The organism is Vescimonas sanitatis (genome assembly GCF_049060325.1).
Classification (GTDB): Bacteria; Bacillota; Clostridia; order Oscillospirales; family Oscillospiraceae; genus Vescimonas; species Vescimonas sanitatis.
This window is the reverse complement of the sequence record NZ_JBMGPW010000002.1, coordinates 376161-394344: the sequence shown is the minus strand read 5'-3', so window position 1 is coordinate 394344 and position 18184 is coordinate 376161. Positions and strand designations below refer to the sequence as shown.

Below are 18184 nucleotides of genomic sequence, written 5' to 3'. Positions count from 1 at the left end.
ATTTCTTAGCCTGCGACACGGCAGAACGAATAATTTTTGCCGTAGTAGCAGGCAGCGGCAGCGGAAAGCTGTGCTGGCACAGTCGGGGGAACGACAACGATCAGGAAAACGCCGGTTACGTGAGGGAAAGCGCGGGTGGCAGTGAACAGGCATAGCGCGCTGAGGGGTTCTTAGACCGTAGGTCTAAGCGGTGCTTTTGGCTACTTTTGTCACCGCAGACAAAAGTAGCTCGCGCCGGGGCGCGAAACTATCCCCGTCGGAGACAAATAATGCGGTTGCGCCGCTGCGGCGGCGAGTCGGTTTCCCCCTGACGGGGAGGCGGCCTCCGGCGGCCACATTTCTTTCTGCGAAGAAAGAAATGTGGGAAAGAAAGTCGCTTAGACCTACGGTCTAAGGACCCCTTGGCGNACATTTCTTTCTGCGAAGAAAGAAATGTGGGAAAGAAAGTCGCTTAGACCTACGGTCTAAGGACCCCTTGGCGCGCTGTGGGTCATGCAGATTTGGCGGTATGCACTCGCGCATGAAGTGCAGTGGGTAACATTGTCGGTTCAGGGATCGCTTGTACCTCTTGCGCCGCTGCCGCTGACAGCAGTGAGGGTAGGGGTTGGTGCGCTGGTCGAGTGGCGATTATCAAATCGCGCCCATTGCGGCGCGAAGCACCGCAATGGGTAGGTGGCGGCTAACGCCGCCGGGGGTATGGGGGCACCTGTCTCCCTGCGGGTCGGTCGGTTCGCGGATCTGACACGCCACCGGCGTGTCATTCAACGGCGCGAAGCCCTTAAGGGGAAGGCTTGGGGGGGTGCGCCACTCGAGGGGAAGGCTTTGGGGGATGGCGGTAGGAGCGAAACACGGCTACCGTGGCTGAGGCAAGCGGCCGCGTCAGCCTCCGCGCCGGTGAACACAGGCACAGTCCTTTTATCCGATAACGACGACGAAAGGTTATGCCCGCGAGAATACGCGGGAAATCACAACTGAGTATAGCGCGCGAGGGGTTCTTAGACCGCAGGTCTAAGCGGTGCTTTTGGCTACTTTTGTCACCGCAGACAAAAGTAGCTCGCGCCGGGGCGCGAAACTATCCCCGTCGGAGAAAAATAATGCGCTTACGCCGCTGCGCGGCTACACCTCATCCGGCGCTGCGCGCCACCTTCCCCTCAAGGGGAAGGCTTGAGGGGTGCATCATTCAACACCGCGAACCCCTCAAGGGGAAGGCTTGAGGGTGCGCCACTCACACCGCGGACCCCCTCAAGGGGAAGGCTAACGGAGGTGTGTCATTCAACACCGCGACCCATCAAGGGGGAAGGCAACCGGCTGCGGGCGGGACGGCGGTGCGGATACAGGAAAGGAGAAACGCTATGACGAAAAAACAAAAGAAAATGCTCATACGCATACTCATCACGGCGGCGATGCTGGTCGCGCTGTATATTATCCCGGTGACGGGGTGGCTGCGGCTGGCGCTATATCTGACAGCGTATCTGGTCATCGGCTACGACATTCTGAAAAAGGCCGGGCAGGGCATCGTCAACGGGCGGGTGTTCGACGAGAACTTCCTGATGGCCGTGGCCACGGTGGGCGCGTTCGCGCTGGCCATCTATGAGAAAAGCGGCGACTACAACGAGGCCATCGCCGTGATGCTGTTCTATCAGATCGGCGAGCTGTTCCAGAGCTACGCGGTGGGCAAGAGCCGGAAGAACATCAGCGCGCTGATGGACATCCGTCCGGACTACGCCAACATTGAGCAGGACGGCCAGCTGGTACAGGTGGACCCGGACGAGGTGGCCATCGGCACCGTCATCGTGGTACAGCCGGGCGAGAAGGTGCCCATCGACGGCGTCGTCACCGAGGGCAGCTCCACCCTGAACACCAGCGCCCTGACCGGCGAGAGCCTGCCCCGGGACGCCCGGGAGGGCGACGAGGTTATCAGCGGCTGCATCAACATGACCGGCGTGCTGAAGATCAGGACCACCAAGGCCTTTGGCGAGTCCACGGTATCCAAGATCCTGGAGCTGGTGGAGAACTCCAGCTCCCGCAAGTCCCGCAGCGAGGACTTTATCGCCAAGTTCGCCCGCATTTACACGCCGGTGGTATGCTACAGCGCGCTGGCGCTGGCTATTATCCCGCCGGTGATCCGGCTGGTGGGCGGCATGGACGGCCAGTGGGAGCAGTGGGTATACCGTGCGCTGACGTTCCTGGTGACCAGCTGCCCGTGCGCGCTGGTGGTCAGCATTCCCCTGAGCTTCTTCGCCGGTATCGGCGGTGCCAGCCATGAGGGCATCCTGATCAAGGGCTCCAACTATCTGGAGACGCTGTCCCAGGTAAAGACGGTGGTGTTCGACAAGACCGGCACGCTGACCAAGGGTGTGTTCGAGGTGACGGCGGTACACCACAGCGACATGGACGAGCAGAAGCTGCTGGAATACGCGGCGCTGGCGGAGTGCGCCTCCTCCCATCCCATCAGCAAGAGCCTGCAGAAAGCCTACGGCAAGGCCATCGACCGCAGCCGTGTGACGGACATCCAGGAGAGCAGCGGCCACGGCGTCACCGCCGTGGTGGACGGCCACACGGTGGCCGCCGGCAACAGCAAGCTGATGGTCCAGCTGGGTATTCCCTATCACGACTGCCACAGCGTGGGGACCATCATCCACATGGCGGTGGACGGGCAGTACGCGGGGCACATCGTGATCTCCGACGTGGTGAAGCCCAACGCCAAGGCGGCCATCGCCGCGCTGCATAAGGCGGGCGTGGAAAAGACCGTCATGCTTACCGGCGACGCCAAGAAGGTGGCGGACGCGGTGGCGGCGGAGCTGGGCGTGGACGAGGTACACAGCGAGCTGCTGCCCGGGGACAAGGTGGCGCAGGTGGAGCAGCTGCTGGGCGACCAGCGCGGGAAGGCCAAGCTGGCCTTCGTGGGCGACGGCATCAACGACGCGCCGGTGCTGAGCCGGGCGGATATCGGCATCGCCATGGGCGCCATGGGCAGCGATGCGGCCATCGAGGCGGCGGACGTGGTGCTGATGGACGACGAGCCCATGCAGATCGCCAAAGCCATCCACATCTCCCGGAAGTGCATCGGCATCGTGTATCAGAACATCGTGTTCGCGCTGGCGGTGAAGTTCGCCTGCCTGGTGCTGGTGGCCATCGGCGCGGCCAATATGTGGGCGGCCATCTTCGCCGACGTGGGCGTGATGGTGCTGGCGGTGCTGAACGCCATACGGGCCCTGCGGGTGAAAAATCTGTGAGTGAAAAAAGGACCGGCTCTCGCCGGTCCTTTTTAGCGCCTAACATTTTTGTATGAATTGCGTAAAGTGTGAAAATGGGGGTAGCATTTTCGGGGGGAGGCTGGTATAATGTGCGGGTAGAAGATGTTGATTTATGTTGTCAACATAATATGGCATATTAGATATGCTTGTAAAACTTTCGCATTTATATTAGTTGCATAGGAGAAACATATGGAGACCTATAAGAGACGGCGGGGAGACCGGAAGGACGGCCGGCTGCTGCGGGAGCTGGATTCCCTGCACTTCATCACCGGCATCATCTACCCAAACCGGTGCGATAATGAGGCGTATATCTCCGTGAAGGTGGACCTGACCGCCATGAACGCGTATCTGGCCAGGAAGAACGAGGAGGAGAAGGACTTTCCCTACACCATGTTCCACATCGTGGTGGCGGCGCTGGAGAAGACCATCACCCTGCGGCCGAAGCTGAACCGCTTTATTGTGAACAGCAATTTCTATCAGCGGAACGAGGTGTCCGCCGCGTTCGTGGTGAAGAAGCAGTTTTCCGACAAGGGCGCGGAGGCGCTGGCCTTCCTGCACGGAAAGGAGACGGACACGGTGACGGAGGTACATGACTACATCCGCCGGCAGGTGACGGAGTGCCGCAGCGAGAAGGTGGATGCCTCCACCGCGGGCATGGATATGTTCAATAAGATGCCCCGGTGGATGGGAAAGGCCATCGTGCGGTTCCTGATGTTTCTGGATCGCCACGGCTGGGTGCCGTCCGACCTCATCGCCACCGACCCCTATTACAGCTCTGTGGTCATCTCGAACCTGGGGTCCATCAAGCTGAAGTGCGGATACCACCACCTGACCAACTGGGGCACCTGCTCGCTGTTCTGCATCATCGGCGAGAAAAAGAAGTCCCCGTTTATCAACGAGGACGGCACCGTGACCATGCGGGAGACGCTGGAGCTGGGACTGACCATTGACGAGCGGTTGGCGGACGGCTATTACTACTCCAAGTCTGTGCGGCTGCTGGAGTATCTGCTGACACACCCGGAGGAGCTGGAAAAGCCCATGAGCGAGGAGGTACAATATGAGTGAAGTAAAGACCCCGTGGAAGGACTATATGGGCGATGTGCCCATGCACCTGGATTATTTCCAGGGCAGTATGTTCGAGGCCGTGGAGCGCATGGCCGAGCTGTATCCCAACAACATCGCCTTTGATTTCATGGGCAAGTCCACCACCTATAAAAAGATGGTGCAGGAGATCGAGAAGTGCGCCAAGAGCCTGAAGACCCTGGGCGTGCGGCCCGGCGACAAGGTGACCATCGCCATGCCCAACTGCCCCCAGGCCATCTATATGTTCTACGCGGTGAACCTGGTGGGCGGCATCGCCAACATGATCCACCCCCTGTCGGCGGAGAAGGAGATCGAGTTCTATCTGAACGCCTCCGAGTCCACCACGGCCATCACCCTGGATCAGTTCTACGACAAGTTCGAGCACATCCGGCAGAACACCGGCATCATCAACATCATCATCGCCTCCGTAAAGGACGCGCTGAGCCGCACCATCCGGGCGGGCTATATGCTCACCGAGGGGCGGAAGATCCAGAAGATCCCCGAGGATGCGCCGGTCATCCGGTGGAAGGAATTTATGGATATGTCCCGGTACTGCTTCTACAAGAACTACCGGGTGGAGCGAGGCTACAACGATCCCGCGGTCATTCTGTACTCCGGCGGCACCACCGGCACCACAAAGGGCATCGTGCTGACCAACGGCAACTTCAACGCACTGGGCCAGCAGATCATCGCCACCAACCCCATGTTCCGGCCCGGCGACCGGATGCTGGCGGCCATGCCCCTGTTCCACGGCTTCGGTCTGGGCGTGTGCGTGCACTCCATGCTGAGCCAGGGCGGACGGTGCATCCTCATCCCACGGTTCACCGCCAAGAGCTATGCCAAGCAGATCGTGAAGTACAAGTGCAACTTTATCGCCGGCGTGCCCACGCTGTATGAGGCGCTGCTGCGCCTGCCCAGCATGGACGGCGCGGACCTGAGCAGTCTGAAGGGCGTGTTCTCCGGCGGCGACAGCCTGTCTATCGAGCTGAAGAAGAAGTTTGACAAGTTCCTGTACGACCACCACGCGGTCATACAGGTCCGCGAGGGCTACGGCACCACCGAGACGGTGACGGCCTGCTGCCTGACGCCCACCAACATCTACAAGGAGGGCTCCATCGGCCTGCCCTTCCCCGACACCTATATCAAGATCGTGGAGCCGGACACCGACAAGGAGGTGCCCTACGGCACCGAGGGCGAGATCCTGCTGGCGGGCCCCACCGTCATGAAGGAGTACATGAACAACCCCGAGGAGACGGCCCGCACCCTGCGGACGCACGACGATGGCCTGACCTGGGTGTACACCGGCGACCTGGGCACCATGGACGACCAGGGCTTCATCTACTTCAAGGGCCGCGCCAAGCGGATGATCATCACCTCCGGTTACAACGTCTATCCCGGCCAGCTGGAGAACATTCTGGACGCCCATGAGGACGTGCAGATGAGCTGCATCATCGGCGTGCCCGATCCCTATAAGATGCAGAAGGTCAAGGCCTTCGTGATGCTCAAGCCCGGCGTGCCCGCCAGCGAGGCCACCAAGCAGGAGCTGCTGAGCTACTGCCGCAAGCACGTGGCCAAGTACGCCATGCCCTACGACATCGAGTTCCGGGACGAGCTGCCCAAGACCCTGGTGGGCAAGGTGGCCTACCGGGTGCTGGAGGACGAGGAGAAGGCGAGGATCGCCGCCCAGGCAGCGCAGCCGGAGGCGTGAGCACCCTCCCCACCGCATAAAACAGAAAAGGAGACTGCCTGCCATGGAAGTGGAGCTGATACGGCAATACACACTGATCGTAGACTTTCTGGGCCACGTGCTGGGCCCTGACTATGAGATCGCCCTGCACGAGCTGGAGGACGACTCCAACCGGATCATCGCCATCGCCAACGGAGAGCTGACCGGACGGCACATCGGCTCCCCTCTCAGCAACAAAATGCTGGAGTTCGTGGCTGGGAACCTGTACGAGACGCAGAACTATGTGCTGAACTTTGAGTCCGTGTCCGCCACGGGCAAGACCATGTGCTCCAACTCCATGTTCATCAAGGGACGGCACGGGGAGCTGTCCGGCCTGCTGTGCATCAACTTCGATGCCAGCCGGTATGAGGAACTGAGCCGCAGGGTCATGGAGCTGTGCGGCGGCGGCGTGAAGCGGGGCGTACCCAGCGGCACGCGGCTCATCGCCGACGGCAACGACCCGGTGGAGACACCGGTACGCAGCGGCTATCCCACGTCCATTGCCGGCGCCACCGCCAGCATCGTATCCCAGGTGGTGGCCAACTATCCGGTGGAGGTGGACCGGCTGACCCAGGACGAGAAGATGGAGATCATGGACATTCTGAACCGCAAGGGCGTGTTCCTGCTGAAGGGATCCGTGAGTCATGTGGCGCAGACGCTGCACAGCAGCGAGGCCAGCATTTACCGGTATCTGGGCAAGCTGAACAACAAGTGAAAAAGGGCGCCCGCGGGCGCCCTTTTTTCCTTTCAAACATTGACCGGAAAACAGAAATGCTATATAATATATAGTCACAAACAAGGACTGGAGGCGACAGGATTGAAAACAGAGACCATCGTCCATAAATCAGCCGCACCCATCTACGCCGCGGCGGTAACGTGGGTGCTGTACGCACTGCTGTTTCCGCTGTATCAGGTGGGGCACTTCCTGCTGGCGGCGGCGGCTTCCGCCGTTGTGGCACTGATCGCCCGGATGTTCTGCCGGGATGTGACCGAGACCGTGGAGGTACCGGAGGAGCCGGTGAGCACCGGCAATGTGGACCTGGACAAGGCCATCGCCGAGGGCGACGCGGCCATCAAGGCCATGCGGGCGCTGAACGCCCGCATACAGGATGAGACTATCTCCGGCCAGATCGACCGGCTGGAGGAGGTCAGCGGCAAGATATTCGACTATGTGAAGGCGCACCCGGAGAAGCTGCCGCAGATCCGGAAATTCATGTCCTACTACCTGCCCACCACGCTGAAGCTGCTCCGCAGCTACGACGAGCTGAGCCGTCAGGGCGTGTCCGGCCAGAACATCACCGGCACCATGGAGAAGGTAGAGGGCATGATGGCCACCATCGTGCTGGCGTTCGAAAAGCAGCTGGACAGTCTGTTCGGCGACCAGGCCATGGATATATCCACGGACATCACGGTACTGGACAACATGATGGCACGGGAGGGTCTGACCGGCGGCGACGCCGTGCACCAGGCGGCCCAGGAAAACCCGGTGGCCGACCCCCAGCCGGAGTTGGATATCCGCAATGCCGGGGACGCGCAGACACAGCCGCCCCGGGCGGAGGACAGCGTGGACGCCGGGAACGGCATTACGCTGGAGCTGTGAGAACAATGTGTATAATTTTGTGAGAATATAACAGAAAGGAAACAACCGCCATGACCGATAACATGATGCCCGAGCTGACCCTGACCCCTGACGATACCGCCGCTGCCGCCGCAGTGGAGGTGCCCTCCCTGACGCTGACGCCGGAGGCCCCGGAGGTCCCCAAGGAGGAGGAAAAGAAGATCGAGCCGGTGGAGATGGACGACAAGCTGCTGACCGAGGAGGAAAAGCAGGCGGTGGAGGCCTTCTCCCACAAGATCGACATCCGCGACACCAACCAGGTGCTGCAGTACGGCGCCGCGGCACAGAAGAGTGTGGCGTCCTTCTCTGAGAACGCGCTGAACAACGTCCGCAGCAAGGACATGGGCGAGATCGGCGAGGATCTGAGCCGCCTGGTGGTGGAACTGAAGGGCTTTGGTGAGGAGGACGAGAAGAAGGGGCTGTTCGGCCTGTTCAAGAAGGCCAGCAACAAGCTGGAGACCATGAAGGCCCAGTACAGCAAGGTCGAGGCCAATGTGGACAAGATCGCCCAAAATCTGGAGAACCATCAGATCACGCTGCTGAAGGACGTGGCCATGTTCGACCAGATGTATGAGCTGAACCTGAAGTACTACAAGGAGCTGACCATGTACATCCTGGCCGGCAAGAAGCGCCTGACCGAGGTGCGCTCCACGGAGCTGGAGGCGCTGCGGAAGAAGGCGGAGCAGACGGGTCTGGCCGAGGACGCCCAGGCCTACAACGACCTGGTGAACCTGTGCAACCGCTTTGAGAAGAAGCTGCACGATCTGGAGCTGACCCGCATGGTATCCGTGCAGATGGGCCCCCAGACCCGGCTTTTGCAGAACAACGACACACTGATGATCGAGAAGATCCAGTCCTCCCTGGTGAACACCATCCCCCTGTGGAAGAGCCAGATGGTGCTGGCGCTGGGCATGGAGCACAGCCGTCAGGCTACCGCCGCGCAGAATGCCGTCACCGAGATGACCAACGATCTGCTGAAGAAGAATGCTGATACGCTGAAGATGGGCACCATCGCCACCGCGAAGGAGGCCGAGCGCTCCATCATCGACATCGAGACGCTGCAGCACACCAACCAGCAGCTGATCTCCACCCTGGACGAGGTGCTGAACATCCAGAAGGAGGGCGCGGCCAAGCGCAAGGAGGCCGAAGTCGAGCTGGGTAAGATCGAGGGTGAGCTGAAGCAGAAGCTGATGGAGCTGCGGGGATAACCACAGCCTGTTCGTAGGGGACGGCGTCCCCGACGTCCCTCAGCGCGAAGCGCTGCCATTCGTAGGGGCGGACGACTCTGCCCGCCCCTACCCTGCGGCGCTCCTCCAATGCAAGAAGACCTCTGACAAACATCTCCCTCCAAAGGAGGAAACTACATGGAATTTTTCAAAAAACGCGGCGTGGCACTGGTGGTACTGGCGCTGGCCATCGCCGGCGCGGTGTTCATCGGGCAGAGCCGCAAGGACGGCTTTATCGCCAAGAAGCCCACGGAGCTGCTGGACGTGCAGTACCAGGACTGGATCTGTGACGAGGCCGGTCTGCTGAACGGACAGACGGAGCAGCTGATCCGGGACTACAACGACAGCTGGAACAGCAAGTATTACGCCATTACGGCGGTGGCCAGCATCGACCATCTGACCGGCTGGGACGCGGAGGATTACGCCGCCAACCTGGGCGAGAAGTGGGGGCTGGGACGCAACGACATGATACTGCTGCTGGTGAAGGACGGCGACTGGCAGGTCTACTGCGGCGACAATGTGGGCTACACCATGACCGACACCCAGCAAAATCAGCTGCGGCAGGCCATTGAGACCACCTATTACAGCGGCGACTTCGACAGTGCCGTGACAGCCTTCTTCCGGCAGGCGGACGTGTTCTACGCCCAGGCGAAGCTGGACGGCGGCGACAGCAATGACAGCGGCTGGTACGCCCCGGCGGCACCGGCGGCCAGCAGCGGCGGCACGTCCATCGGCAGCGTGGTGGTGCTGATCGTCGGTATCTTCGTGGTGTGGATGGTGCTGGATGCTATGCGGTACAGCCGCTATCGCCGGCGGTATATCGTGGGCGCACCGGTGAATGTGGTGCGTCCGGTGTACTATCCCATTTTCTGGGGCAGACGCTACGCGCCGCCCCGGCCTCCCAGAGCACCCCGACCCCCACGTCCGCCCCACGGCGGAGGACCGCGACCGCCCTACGGCGGTGGTCCCCGGCCTCCCATGGGCGGCGGCCCGAGGCCCGGCGCACCGCGACCGCCCCGGCCCAATAACCGGCCCGGCGGCGGTCCGAGACCCAGCGCGCCCCGGCCCAGCCGGCCCAGTCGTCCCAGCGGCGGCAGCGGGTTCAGCGGCGGCGGCTTCGGCGGCGGTTCCCGCGGGGGAAGCTCCCGAGGCGGAGGCTTTGGCGGCGGCGGTTTCGGCGGCGGCAAGCGTCGATAAGCATAGTAAAAACACCCGGCCTGACGGCCGGGTGTTTTTGCGCTGCGGGGCCTTCGACCGGGGGTGTCTACTCCGAAGAGCTGACGGAAGCTACCGCACCTGGGTGATGAACTGCTCCAGGCCCTGCCGCAGCAGGGACGAGGCGGCCTGTCCCTCCCCCGCCTCGATATGGGCGGTGAATTGGGCCAGCCGTTCCAGACAGCGGTCGATGCCGGTAAGCTGGATATACTCCTTCCAGAACTCCAGGTTCACCCGGGTAAAGGCGTTGAACAGCAGCGGTGTGATGGTGTTGCCGCTGAGAAAGGTGATGCCCCGGTGGTAGCGGAACAGGGCCTCGGCCAGCGCATCCGTCCCCTCCTGCGCCGCCTGCTCCGCCTGGCGCTGTAAGGCCTGCAGCGCTGCCATGTCTGCCGGTGTGTGCCGCGCAGCCAGCTCCTCCATGGCGGGGCCCTCCAGATAATAGCGCAGCTGAAGGATACTGCCCGCCGTTTTGGCATCCGGGAGACCGCCATGGAAATCCATGATGGCCCGCAGCGTTTCCAGGCTGCCGGTCTGGGCGTAGTCTGCCACGGTGACGCCGCGGCGGGAGGCGATGTCCAGAAAGCCGAGACGATGCAGCTCCCGCAATCCCTCATGGACCACGGTCTTGCTGATCTTCATTTCATCCGCCAGCTCACGCTCAGTGGGCAGCCGATCCCCCGGGCGCAGCTCGCCGGAGAGGATCATGCCCTCCAGCTGCTGGATGAACAGCTCCTTGACGGTGGGGGCGACGATCTCACGAAAGGCCATAGCTCATGCTCCTTTGCTTTCTTTTCTGGTCCGACCAGGACCATATAAAAAGTTATCACACCTTTGGCGGAAAAGTCAATAGGATATTGGCAGAAAAGTTGGTATTATAGGTATAATAGAGCTTAAAATCACAACGCTGCTCCCCTATGAGAGAAAAATATCTCTGGTCAGAGCAGCAGATAACGGAGGAGAGAGACGATGCGCGACATCAACGGCAGCAAGCCTACCAGCTTCCCCCTGGACGAGGAAAAGCTCTCGTTCAAGATCCCCTGTCCCGACCGGCCGCCCCGGGAGAAGATCCTGAAGCTGGGCAGCATGATCACCAACCGCATTGGCCTGAAGGCCACCGCTGACGACCCCGAATACTGGGGGCTGGATGCGCTGGTGACCGATGAGATGGCGGACGTGGCACTGAAAATGGGCGTCCGCAAGCCCAAGACCATCGAGCAGCTGATGAAGCTGACGAAGATGGAACGCGAGCCCCTGCAGAAGCTGCTGGACGAGATGGCCTGGCTGGGTCTCATTGAGTACAACTGGGAGAACCTGGACGGCAAAAACCCGAACCACGAGAAGCGGTACATCCTGCCCCTGTTCGTGCCCGGCAGCGCCGAGTTTTTGAATATGCGGCGGAGCCAGATCGACGGGCACCCGGAGGTGGCGGCGTTCTTTGAGCGCATGACCATGCTGCCCCTGGAGAAGATCACGCCGATGGTGCCCCCCGGAGGCGCGGGCATCGGTATGCACGTGATCCCGGTGGAGAAGGCCATCGAGACGGAGCAGGAGGCCATCGGGCTGGAGAAGATCTCCTACTGGCTGCACAAGTATGAAGGCAAGTACGCCAAGAGTATGTGCTCCTGCCGCGCCAGCCGCGACAAGCTGGGCGAGGGCTGCGGCGACGATGTGGAGAACTGGTGCATCGCCGTGGGCGACATGGCTGACTATGTGGTGGAGACACAGCGGGGCGAGTACATCACCTATGACGAGGCGATGGCCATATTCAAGCAGGCGGAGGACAACGGCTTCGTCCACCAGATCACCAACATCGACGGCGAGCAGAAGATCTTTGGTATCTGCAACTGCAACGTCAACGTGTGCAACGCCCTGCGGACCAGCCAGATGTTCAACACGCCCAATATGTCCCGCAGCGCCTATGTGGCCGCGGTGGAGACGGAGAAGTGCGTGGCCTGCGGCCGCTGTGTAGAGAACTGTCCTGCCGGCGCGGTGAAGCTGGGTCAAAAGCTCTGCACCAAGGATGGCTATATCGAGTATCCCCGGGCCGAGCTGCCCGACGAGGTGAAGTGGGGCCCGGAGAAGTGGAGCATCGACTATCGGGACCGCAACCGCATCAACTGCTACGACACCGGCACCGCACCCTGCAAGACCGCTTGCCCCGCCCACATCGCCGTGCAGGGCTATCTGAAGCTGGCGGCACAGGGCAAGTACCGAGAGGCTTTGCAGCTCATCAAGCGAGAAAACCCCTTCCCCGCCGTGTGCGGCCGCATCTGCAACCGCCGGTGCGAGGATGCCTGCACCCGCGGCACCGTGGACGAGGCCGTGGCCATCGACGAGGTAAAGCGCTTTATCGCCCAGCAGGATCTGGACGCGGAGACGCGCTTCATCCCGGAGAAGGTCATTCCCAAGGTGGACGGCGAATTCAGCGAAAAGATCGCCATCATCGGTGGAGGCCCCGCCGGCATGAGCTGCGCCTACTATCTGGCGGAAAAGGGCTATCGCCCCACTGTGTTTGAAAAGGAGAGCCGTCCCGGCGGTATGCTGATGAACGCTATCCCCTCTTTCCGGTTGGAAAAGGACGTGGTGGAGGCGGAGATCGACGTGCTGCGCGCGCTGGGCGTGGAGTTCCGCTGCGGCGTGGAGGTGGGTAAGGACATCACCATTGCCCAGCTCCGTGAGGAGGGCTACAAGGGCTTCTATGTAGCCGTCGGATTGCAGCACGGCGGCACCCTGGCCGTTCCCGGCGGTGACGCGGAAAACGTGATCTCCGGTATCGACTTCATCCGCGGCGTGCATCTGCGGGACGAAAAGGCGCTGAAGGGCCGGGTGGTGGTCATCGGCGGCGGCAACATCGCGGCCGACGTAGCCCGCACCGCCGTGCGCTGCGGCGCGGAGAGCGTGAGCCTGTACTGCCTGGAGGGCTATGAGGAGATGCCTATGGGCGAGGAGGACCGAAGCGAGTGCGAGCGCGAGGGTATCGCCATTTACGCCGGATGGGGTCCCAAGGAGGTCCAGACCGAGAACGGCAAGGCCGCCAACATCGCCTTTGTCAAGTGCCTGAGCGTTAAGGACGAAAGCGGGCGCTTCGCGCCGGTGTACGATGAGAACACCGTGCAGATGGCCCCCTGCGGCACGGTGCTGTACTGCATCGGCCAGAAGGCGGAATGGAAGACGCTTCTCGCGGGCACCCAGGTGGAATTCAACCCCAACGGTACCGCCAAGGCCGATCCCGTCACCTATCAGACGGCTGAACCGGACATCTTCGTGGGCGGCGACGCCTATACCGGCCAGAAGTTCGCCATCGATGCCATTGCCGCCGGCAAGCAGGGCGCGATCAGCCTGCACCGCTATGTGCAGGGCGCCGCGCTGACCATCGGCCGCGACCGCCGGCAGTTCATCGAGCTGGACAAGAAAAACGCGCTGATCGCCGTGGACAGCTACGACAACACGCCGCGCCAGCGCATCGGCTACAACGACGCCCTGCGTAAGACCTTCCGGGACGAGCGCGTGGCCTTCACCGCCGAGCAGGTGAAGGCGGAGACAGCCCGATGCCTGGGCTGCGGCGCCAGCATCGTGGACCCCAACAAGTGCATCGGCTGCGGTGTGTGCACCACCAAGTGCGCCTTTGACGCCATCCACCTGCACCGGGAGCGCCCGGAGTGCAGCACCATGTACGCCTGTGAGGACAAGATGAAGGCCATTCTGCCCTACATGATCAAGCGGAACATCAAGATCAAGAAGGCGGAGCGCAGGGCCAAGAAAGCGGCCAAGTGATATGCACGAGCTGGGCATTGTTTTCCACGTGATCAAGACCGTGGAGCGCGTGGGCGCGGAGAATGACCTGACCCGCGTGGTGGGCGTAACGCTGGAGCTGGGCGAGGTGTGCGGCGCCATCCCAAGGGAGCTTGTCAGCTGCTGGGACTGGGCCGTGCAGAGATCCGACCTGCTGCGGGGCGCGCAGCTGCACATCGACACGCTGCCCGCCGTGACACACTGCGGCGACTGCGGTGCGGACTACCCCACTGTGGCCCACGGGCGGGTCTGCCCCCACTGCGGCAGCGGGGATACCTGGCTGCTGCGGGGCAGTGAGATCAGCATTAAAGAGATAGAGGGTGCGTAGTATGGATACCTATAAGATCATCGAAGTAAAAGAGAGCGTGTTTGCCGACAACGACCGGGAGGCGGCACGGGTACGGGAGGCGCTGAAGCAAAAGGGAACGTTCCTGCTGAACCTGATGTCCTCCCCCGGCAGCGGCAAGACCACAACGCTGCTGCGGACCATCGAGGCGCTGAAGGACGAGCTGCGGATGGGCGTGATGGAGGCGGACATCGACTCGGACGTGGATGCCGCCGCTATTGCCGGCGCCGGGGTACGGTCTATCCAGCTGCACACCGGTGGGATGTGCCACCTGGACGCGGGTATGACGGAACAGGGCCTGCGGGAGATCGGCACGGACGATCTGGACCTGGTGGTGCTGGAAAATGTGGGGAATCTGGTGTGTCCTGCGGAGTTCGACACCGGCGCGGTGAAGAACGCCATGATCCTCTCCGTACCGGAAGGGCATGACAAGCCCCTGAAGTACCCCCTGATCTTCACCGTGTGCGATGTGCTGCTCATCAATAAAACCGATGTGCTGCCCTATTTCGACTTCGACATGGAGAAGGTGATCGAATACGCTCACCGGCGCAATCCGAAACTGGAGATCTTCCCGGTATCGGCCAAGACCGGCGAGGGTATGGACGCCTGGTGCGACTGGCTGCGTAAGCAGGTGAAGGATTGGCAGGCATGACAAAAGGCCCCGCGGCTTTCGCCGCGGGGCTTTGTAAAGCGGGAAAAGCTGGCTGTTCCGGCCGCGAAAAAACAGCCACCCTATCGGGTGGCTGTTTTTTGCTTGCAAAAGAACTTACTTCAGCTCGACCTTGCCGCCGGCCTCTTCGACCTGCTTCTTCATAGCCTCGGCATCGTCCTTGGACAGGCCTTCCTTCAGGGTGTGGGGCACGCCCTCGACGGCAGCCTTGGCCTCGGCCAGGCCCAGACCGGTGATCTCGCGGACGACCTTGATGACCTTGATCTTCTGGGCAGCGTCGAAGCCAGCCAGGACCACGTCGAACTCGGTCTTCTCCTCAGCGGCGGGAGCAGCAGCGCCGGCAGCGGGAGCAGCCATAGCGGCGGCGGAAACGCCGAACTCCTCCTCCAGAGCGTGCACCAGCTCGGACAGCTCCAGAACGGTCAAACCCTTGATCTCTTCGATCATAGCAGTAATCTTCTCAGACATTGTGATAGCCTCCTATTTGTAAGATTTAAATTGATGTTGTGCAGGCCCTGTGCCTGCGATGGAAAGGGGGCCGAATTACTCGGCGGCAGCGCCGTTCTTCTCGGCGATCTGCTTCAGCACGCAAGCCAGACCGGAAATAGGGGCCAGCATGGTGCCCAGGACCTGCGCCTGCAGCACGGGCAGGGCGGGAATGGACGCCAGCGCGTTCACGGTCTCCATGGAGACGACCTTGCCCTCCATGAAACCGCCCTTGATCTCGAACTTGTCCTTCAGCTTCTTTGCGTAGTCCGCCATCACACGGGCCGGGGCGACGGGATCGTCAACACAGATAGCCAGAGAAGTGGTACCGTTGAGCTGATCGTCCAGTTCGTTCAGACCGCAGTTGTTGAAAGCGAAACGCAGCAGGGTGTTCTTGATGACAGCGTACTCAATGTTGTTCTTACGGCACTCCGCGCGCAGCTCGGTATCCTCTGCCACGGTGATGCCCTTGTAATCAACGATGACACCGGCTGCGGAATTCTGCAGCTTTTCGGTCAGCGCCGCCACGATCGCCTGCTTTTCAGACAGAACCTTTGCGTTGGGCATTCTTTGATTTCACCTCCGTTAGAATTGTCGGTGCGTTCAAAAAAGGAAACCGTCCTCATGCCAAAGGACATGAGGACGGTAAAAGCAATCAAAATGACTTGCCATCCTCGGCAGGGCTTACGGCTTTCGCCACCTGCTGTCTTTGGAACGCAACCAATATTATATCCAAGGCTTCACAGCTTGTCAAGCCAAAGATAACAATTTTCCGGCATTTTCAGGACACTTCCTGAAAGCGCCCCGGGTACCAAGATACCGAGCCGCCGTTCAGATCTCCGCGCAGATTTTTCGCTGGGCAAGGCGAAGCCTCGCAGGAATACTTTGTGTATTTCAAGAGGCTTCAACGCAGGCCGGCGGGAAATCTGCCGGTGAGCTGTGCGGTGGAGTCGGTATCGCGGTGCCCTCACAAAATTACAGCTGCTTGTTGGCGTTCATCTTCACGCCGGGACCCATGGTGGAAGCGGCCACGCAGGACTTGATATACTGGCCCTTGGCAGCGGCGGGCTTGGCCTTGATGATGGCGCCGATGAGGGCGGAATAGTTCTCAAACAGCTTGTCAGCGCCGAAGGACACCTTGCCGATGGGGCAGTGGATGATGTTGGTCTTGTCCAGACGATACTCGACCTTACCGGCCTTCGCCTCCTGAACGGCCTTGGCGGCGTCGGGAGTCACGGTGCCGGACTTGGGAGAGGGCATCAGACCCTTGGGGCCCAGGACCTTACCCAGACGACCCACAACACCCATCATGTCGGGGGTGGCGACGACCACGTCGAAGTCGAACCAGTTTTCCTTCTGGATCTTCTCCACCAGGTCCATCTCGCCCACGTAGTCGGCGCCGGCGGCCTTGGCAGCCTCGGCCTTGTCGCCCTTGGCGAACACCAGGACGCGGACGGACTTGCCGATGCCGTTGGGCAGCACGATGGCGCCGCGGACCTGCTGGTCAGCGTGACGGGAGTCCACGCCCAGCTTGACGTGCAGCTCCACGGTCTCGTCGAACTTGGCGGAAGCGGTCTTGCAGATCAGCTCCAGACCCTCCTTGGGATCATACAGCGTAGCCTTGTCGATCTGCTTGGCGCTCTCTTGATATTTCTTACCTCTAAACATTTCTTACACCCTCCTTACTCGCCGACCACGACGCCCATGGAACGGGCGGTACCGGCGATCATGCTCATGGCAGCTTCCAGAGACGCGGCGTTCAGGTCGCGCATCTTCAGCTCGGCGATCTTCTGAATGGAGGCCTTGGAAATGGTGGCGACCTTCTCCTTGTTGGGAACGCCGGAACCGGACTCAATGTTGCACTCCTTCTTGATGAGGACAGCCGCGGGAGGGGTCTTGGTGATAAAGCTAAAGGAACGGTCGGCATACACGGTGATGACCACGGGGATGATCAGGCCCATGTCATTCTTGGTGCGCTCGTTGAATTCCTTGGTAAAGGCAGCGATGTTGATGCCGTGCTGACCCAGGGCCGGGCCAACGGGGGGTGCGGGAGTTGCTTTGCCCGCGGGGATCTGCAGTTTGACGTATCCAACTACTTTCTGTGCCATTTGTAGGCACCTCCTTCAATAAAATGTGGTAGCGGCGGGGATACTTGCCGCTTTTGGCGAGACGCGCAGCGTCTCTCCCACTTTGCCGGCACACCTGCGCCGGACTTCCGCGCAGACGTTCTGCGCTCAGTTACTGCTGACCTCGACCTGGTCCAGTTCGAGATCAACGGGGGTCTCGCGTCCGAACATGGATACGACCACGCGCACCCGGTTCTTCTCCGGCTCGATCTCCTCCACGGTACCGGTGAAGCTGGACAGCGGGCCCTCGGTGATACGCACCGTGTCGCCCACATGGTAGAGCACGACGATCTCGCGCTTCTCCATGCCCAGCGCCGCCACCTCGTCCTCGGTCAGGGGGATAGCCTTGTCGGCCTCGCCCACGAAGCCAGTGACGCCGCGGATGTTGCGGATCAGGTGCCAAGTATCGTCCGTCATGACCATCTTGATGAGGACATAGCCGGGAAATACCTTCCGCTGCACTTCCTTCATCACGCCGGTCTCGGTGACCTCGGTGACCGTCTCCATCGGGATCTCGGTCTTGAGGACCATGTCCTCCATCCCGCGGTTCACCACGGATTTTTCGATGGCGGCCTTTACCGCGTTTTCATAGCCGGAATAGGTATGTGCCACATACCACTTTGCGTTATCAGCCAT

The 18184-nt window shown here is 61.2% G+C and carries 16 protein-coding genes and 1 other annotated feature; of the genes, 10 read left to right on the top strand and 6 right to left on the bottom strand.

Annotated elements, in window-relative coordinates; all coding sequences use genetic code 11:
* The first annotated feature begins 1352 nt into the window (after nt 1-1352).
* From ACOMDU_RS04680 to ACOMDU_RS04650, 7 genes are all read left to right on the top strand, one after another.
* The gene (locus tag ACOMDU_RS04680) at nt 1353-3236 is read left to right on the top strand and encodes a heavy metal translocating P-type ATPase (RefSeq protein WP_421129276.1); all 1884 of its coding nucleotides are present in this window, start codon (nt 1353-1355) and stop codon (nt 3234-3236) included.
* A gap of 210 nt (nt 3237-3446) precedes the next feature.
* On the top strand, nt 3447-4322 hold the full coding sequence (locus ACOMDU_RS04675; RefSeq protein ID WP_421129275.1) for a hypothetical protein: 876 nt from the start codon (nt 3447-3449) through the stop codon (nt 4320-4322).
* Nucleotides 4315-6048, top strand: coding sequence for a class I adenylate-forming enzyme family protein (locus tag ACOMDU_RS04670; RefSeq protein ID WP_421129274.1), 1734 nt, complete (start codon nt 4315-4317; stop codon nt 6046-6048). The genes ACOMDU_RS04675 and ACOMDU_RS04670 overlap by 8 nt, the downstream gene beginning before the upstream one ends.
* Before the next feature lie 43 nt (nt 6049-6091).
* Nucleotides 6092-6781: a helix-turn-helix transcriptional regulator gene (locus ACOMDU_RS04665; protein ID WP_421129273.1), complete on the top strand. Its 690-nt coding sequence runs from the start codon at nt 6092-6094 to the stop codon at nt 6779-6781.
* Nucleotides 6782-6883: 102 nt separating this feature from the next.
* Nucleotides 6884-7666 (top strand): 5-bromo-4-chloroindolyl phosphate hydrolysis family protein, encoded by a 783-nt coding sequence (locus ACOMDU_RS04660; protein ID WP_421129272.1) that lies wholly within the window; start codon nt 6884-6886, stop codon nt 7664-7666.
* A gap of 50 nt (nt 7667-7716) precedes the next feature.
* The gene (locus ACOMDU_RS04655) at nt 7717-8892 is read left to right on the top strand and encodes a toxic anion resistance protein (RefSeq protein ID WP_421129271.1); all 1176 of its coding nucleotides are present in this window, start codon (nt 7717-7719) and stop codon (nt 8890-8892) included.
* A gap of 156 nt (nt 8893-9048) precedes the next feature.
* A complete protein-coding gene (locus ACOMDU_RS04650; RefSeq protein ID WP_421129270.1) occupies nt 9049-10107 on the top strand; it encodes a TPM domain-containing protein in 1059 nt (352 codons plus the stop codon).
* 90 nt (nt 10108-10197) lie between these two features.
* Here the strand turns inward: ACOMDU_RS04650 and ACOMDU_RS04645 are convergent, their stop codons facing one another.
* Complete coding sequence (locus tag ACOMDU_RS04645; protein WP_421129269.1) at nt 10198-10896, bottom strand: FadR/GntR family transcriptional regulator; 699 nt, start codon at nt 10894-10896, stop codon at nt 10198-10200.
* 315 nt (nt 10897-11211) lie between these two features.
* Between ACOMDU_RS04645 and ACOMDU_RS04640 the strand changes: the two genes are divergently transcribed.
* From ACOMDU_RS04640 to hypB, 3 genes are read left to right on the top strand one after another with little or no spacing between them, the layout of a single operon-like run.
* Nucleotides 11212-13902 (top strand): FAD-dependent oxidoreductase, encoded by a 2691-nt coding sequence (locus tag ACOMDU_RS04640; protein ID WP_421129283.1) that lies wholly within the window; start codon nt 11212-11214, stop codon nt 13900-13902.
* Between the two features lies 1 nt (nt 13903).
* The gene (locus ACOMDU_RS04635; RefSeq protein ID WP_421129268.1) at nt 13904-14248 is read left to right on the top strand and encodes a hydrogenase maturation nickel metallochaperone HypA; all 345 of its coding nucleotides are present in this window, start codon (nt 13904-13906) and stop codon (nt 14246-14248) included.
* A 1-nt stretch (nt 14249) separates the two neighbouring features.
* Nucleotides 14250-14918 carry a hydrogenase nickel incorporation protein HypB gene (hypB, locus tag ACOMDU_RS04630; protein WP_421129267.1) on the top strand — a complete coding sequence of 223 codons (669 nt, stop codon included), beginning with the start codon at nt 14250-14252 and terminating at the stop codon, nt 14916-14918.
* A gap of 114 nt (nt 14919-15032) precedes the next feature.
* On the opposite strand, the gene rplL is transcribed toward hypB, so the two are convergent.
* The 5 genes from rplL to nusG all read right to left on the bottom strand — a co-directional run bounded on the left by rplL (nt 15033) and on the right by nusG (nt 18184).
* Nucleotides 15033-15404: a 50S ribosomal protein L7/L12 gene (rplL, locus tag ACOMDU_RS04625; protein WP_421129266.1), complete on the bottom strand. Its 372-nt coding sequence runs from the start codon at nt 15402-15404 to the stop codon at nt 15033-15035.
* 75 nt (nt 15405-15479) lie between these two features.
* Nucleotides 15480-15989: a 50S ribosomal protein L10 gene (rplJ, locus tag ACOMDU_RS04620; RefSeq protein ID WP_022135570.1), complete on the bottom strand. Its 510-nt coding sequence runs from the start codon at nt 15987-15989 to the stop codon at nt 15480-15482.
* Nucleotides 15990-16023: 34 nt separating this feature from the next.
* Nucleotides 16024-16153, bottom strand: a sequence feature (ribosomal protein L10 leader region).
* Between the two features lie 244 nt (nt 16154-16397).
* Nucleotides 16398-17090 carry a 50S ribosomal protein L1 gene (rplA, locus tag ACOMDU_RS04615; protein WP_421129265.1) on the bottom strand — a complete coding sequence of 231 codons (693 nt, stop codon included), beginning with the start codon at nt 17088-17090 and terminating at the stop codon, nt 16398-16400.
* 14 nt (nt 17091-17104) lie between these two features.
* Nucleotides 17105-17530 carry a 50S ribosomal protein L11 gene (rplK, locus tag ACOMDU_RS04610; RefSeq protein WP_022135572.1) on the bottom strand — a complete coding sequence of 142 codons (426 nt, stop codon included), beginning with the start codon at nt 17528-17530 and terminating at the stop codon, nt 17105-17107.
* A 126-nt stretch (nt 17531-17656) separates the two neighbouring features.
* The gene (gene nusG, locus ACOMDU_RS04605) at nt 17657-18184 is read right to left on the bottom strand and encodes a transcription termination/antitermination protein NusG (RefSeq protein WP_421129264.1); all 528 of its coding nucleotides are present in this window, start codon (nt 18182-18184) and stop codon (nt 17657-17659) included.

Excerpts from the sequence above, each read along its gene's own strand:
- ACOMDU_RS04670 (WP_421129274.1), top strand. The coding sequence starts at position 4,315 with ATGAGTGAAGTAAAGACCCCGTGGAAGGACTATATGGGCGATGTGCCC.
- rplA (WP_421129265.1), bottom strand. The coding sequence starts at position 17,090 with ATGTTTAGAGGTAAGAAATATCAAGAGAGCGCCAAGCAGATCGACAAG.
- ACOMDU_RS04655 (WP_421129271.1), top strand. The coding sequence starts at position 7,717 with ATGACCGATAACATGATGCCCGAGCTGACCCTGACCCCTGACGATACC.
- rplK (WP_022135572.1), bottom strand. The coding sequence starts at position 17,530 with ATGGCACAGAAAGTAGTTGGATACGTCAAACTGCAGATCCCCGCGGGC.
- ACOMDU_RS04650 (WP_421129270.1), top strand. The coding sequence starts at position 9,049 with ATGGAATTTTTCAAAAAACGCGGCGTGGCACTGGTGGTACTGGCGCTG.
- ACOMDU_RS04645 (WP_421129269.1), bottom strand. The coding sequence starts at position 10,896 with ATGGCCTTTCGTGAGATCGTCGCCCCCACCGTCAAGGAGCTGTTCATC.
- ACOMDU_RS04640 (WP_421129283.1), top strand. The coding sequence starts at position 11,212 with ATGATCACCAACCGCATTGGCCTGAAGGCCACCGCTGACGACCCCGAA.
- ACOMDU_RS04675 (WP_421129275.1), top strand. The coding sequence starts at position 3,447 with ATGGAGACCTATAAGAGACGGCGGGGAGACCGGAAGGACGGCCGGCTG.
- rplJ (WP_022135570.1), bottom strand. The coding sequence starts at position 15,989 with ATGCCCAACGCAAAGGTTCTGTCTGAAAAGCAGGCGATCGTGGCGGCG.
- ACOMDU_RS04680 (WP_421129276.1), top strand. The coding sequence starts at position 1,353 with ATGACGAAAAAACAAAAGAAAATGCTCATACGCATACTCATCACGGCG.
- ACOMDU_RS04635 (WP_421129268.1), top strand. The coding sequence starts at position 13,904 with ATGCACGAGCTGGGCATTGTTTTCCACGTGATCAAGACCGTGGAGCGC.
- rplL (WP_421129266.1), bottom strand. The coding sequence starts at position 15,404 with ATGTCTGAGAAGATTACTGCTATGATCGAAGAGATCAAGGGTTTGACC.
- nusG (WP_421129264.1), bottom strand. The coding sequence starts at position 18,184 with ATGGCTGATAACGCAAAGTGGTATGTGGCACATACCTATTCCGGCTAT.
- ACOMDU_RS04665 (WP_421129273.1), top strand. The coding sequence starts at position 6,092 with ATGGAAGTGGAGCTGATACGGCAATACACACTGATCGTAGACTTTCTG.
- hypB (WP_421129267.1), top strand. The coding sequence starts at position 14,250 with ATGGATACCTATAAGATCATCGAAGTAAAAGAGAGCGTGTTTGCCGAC.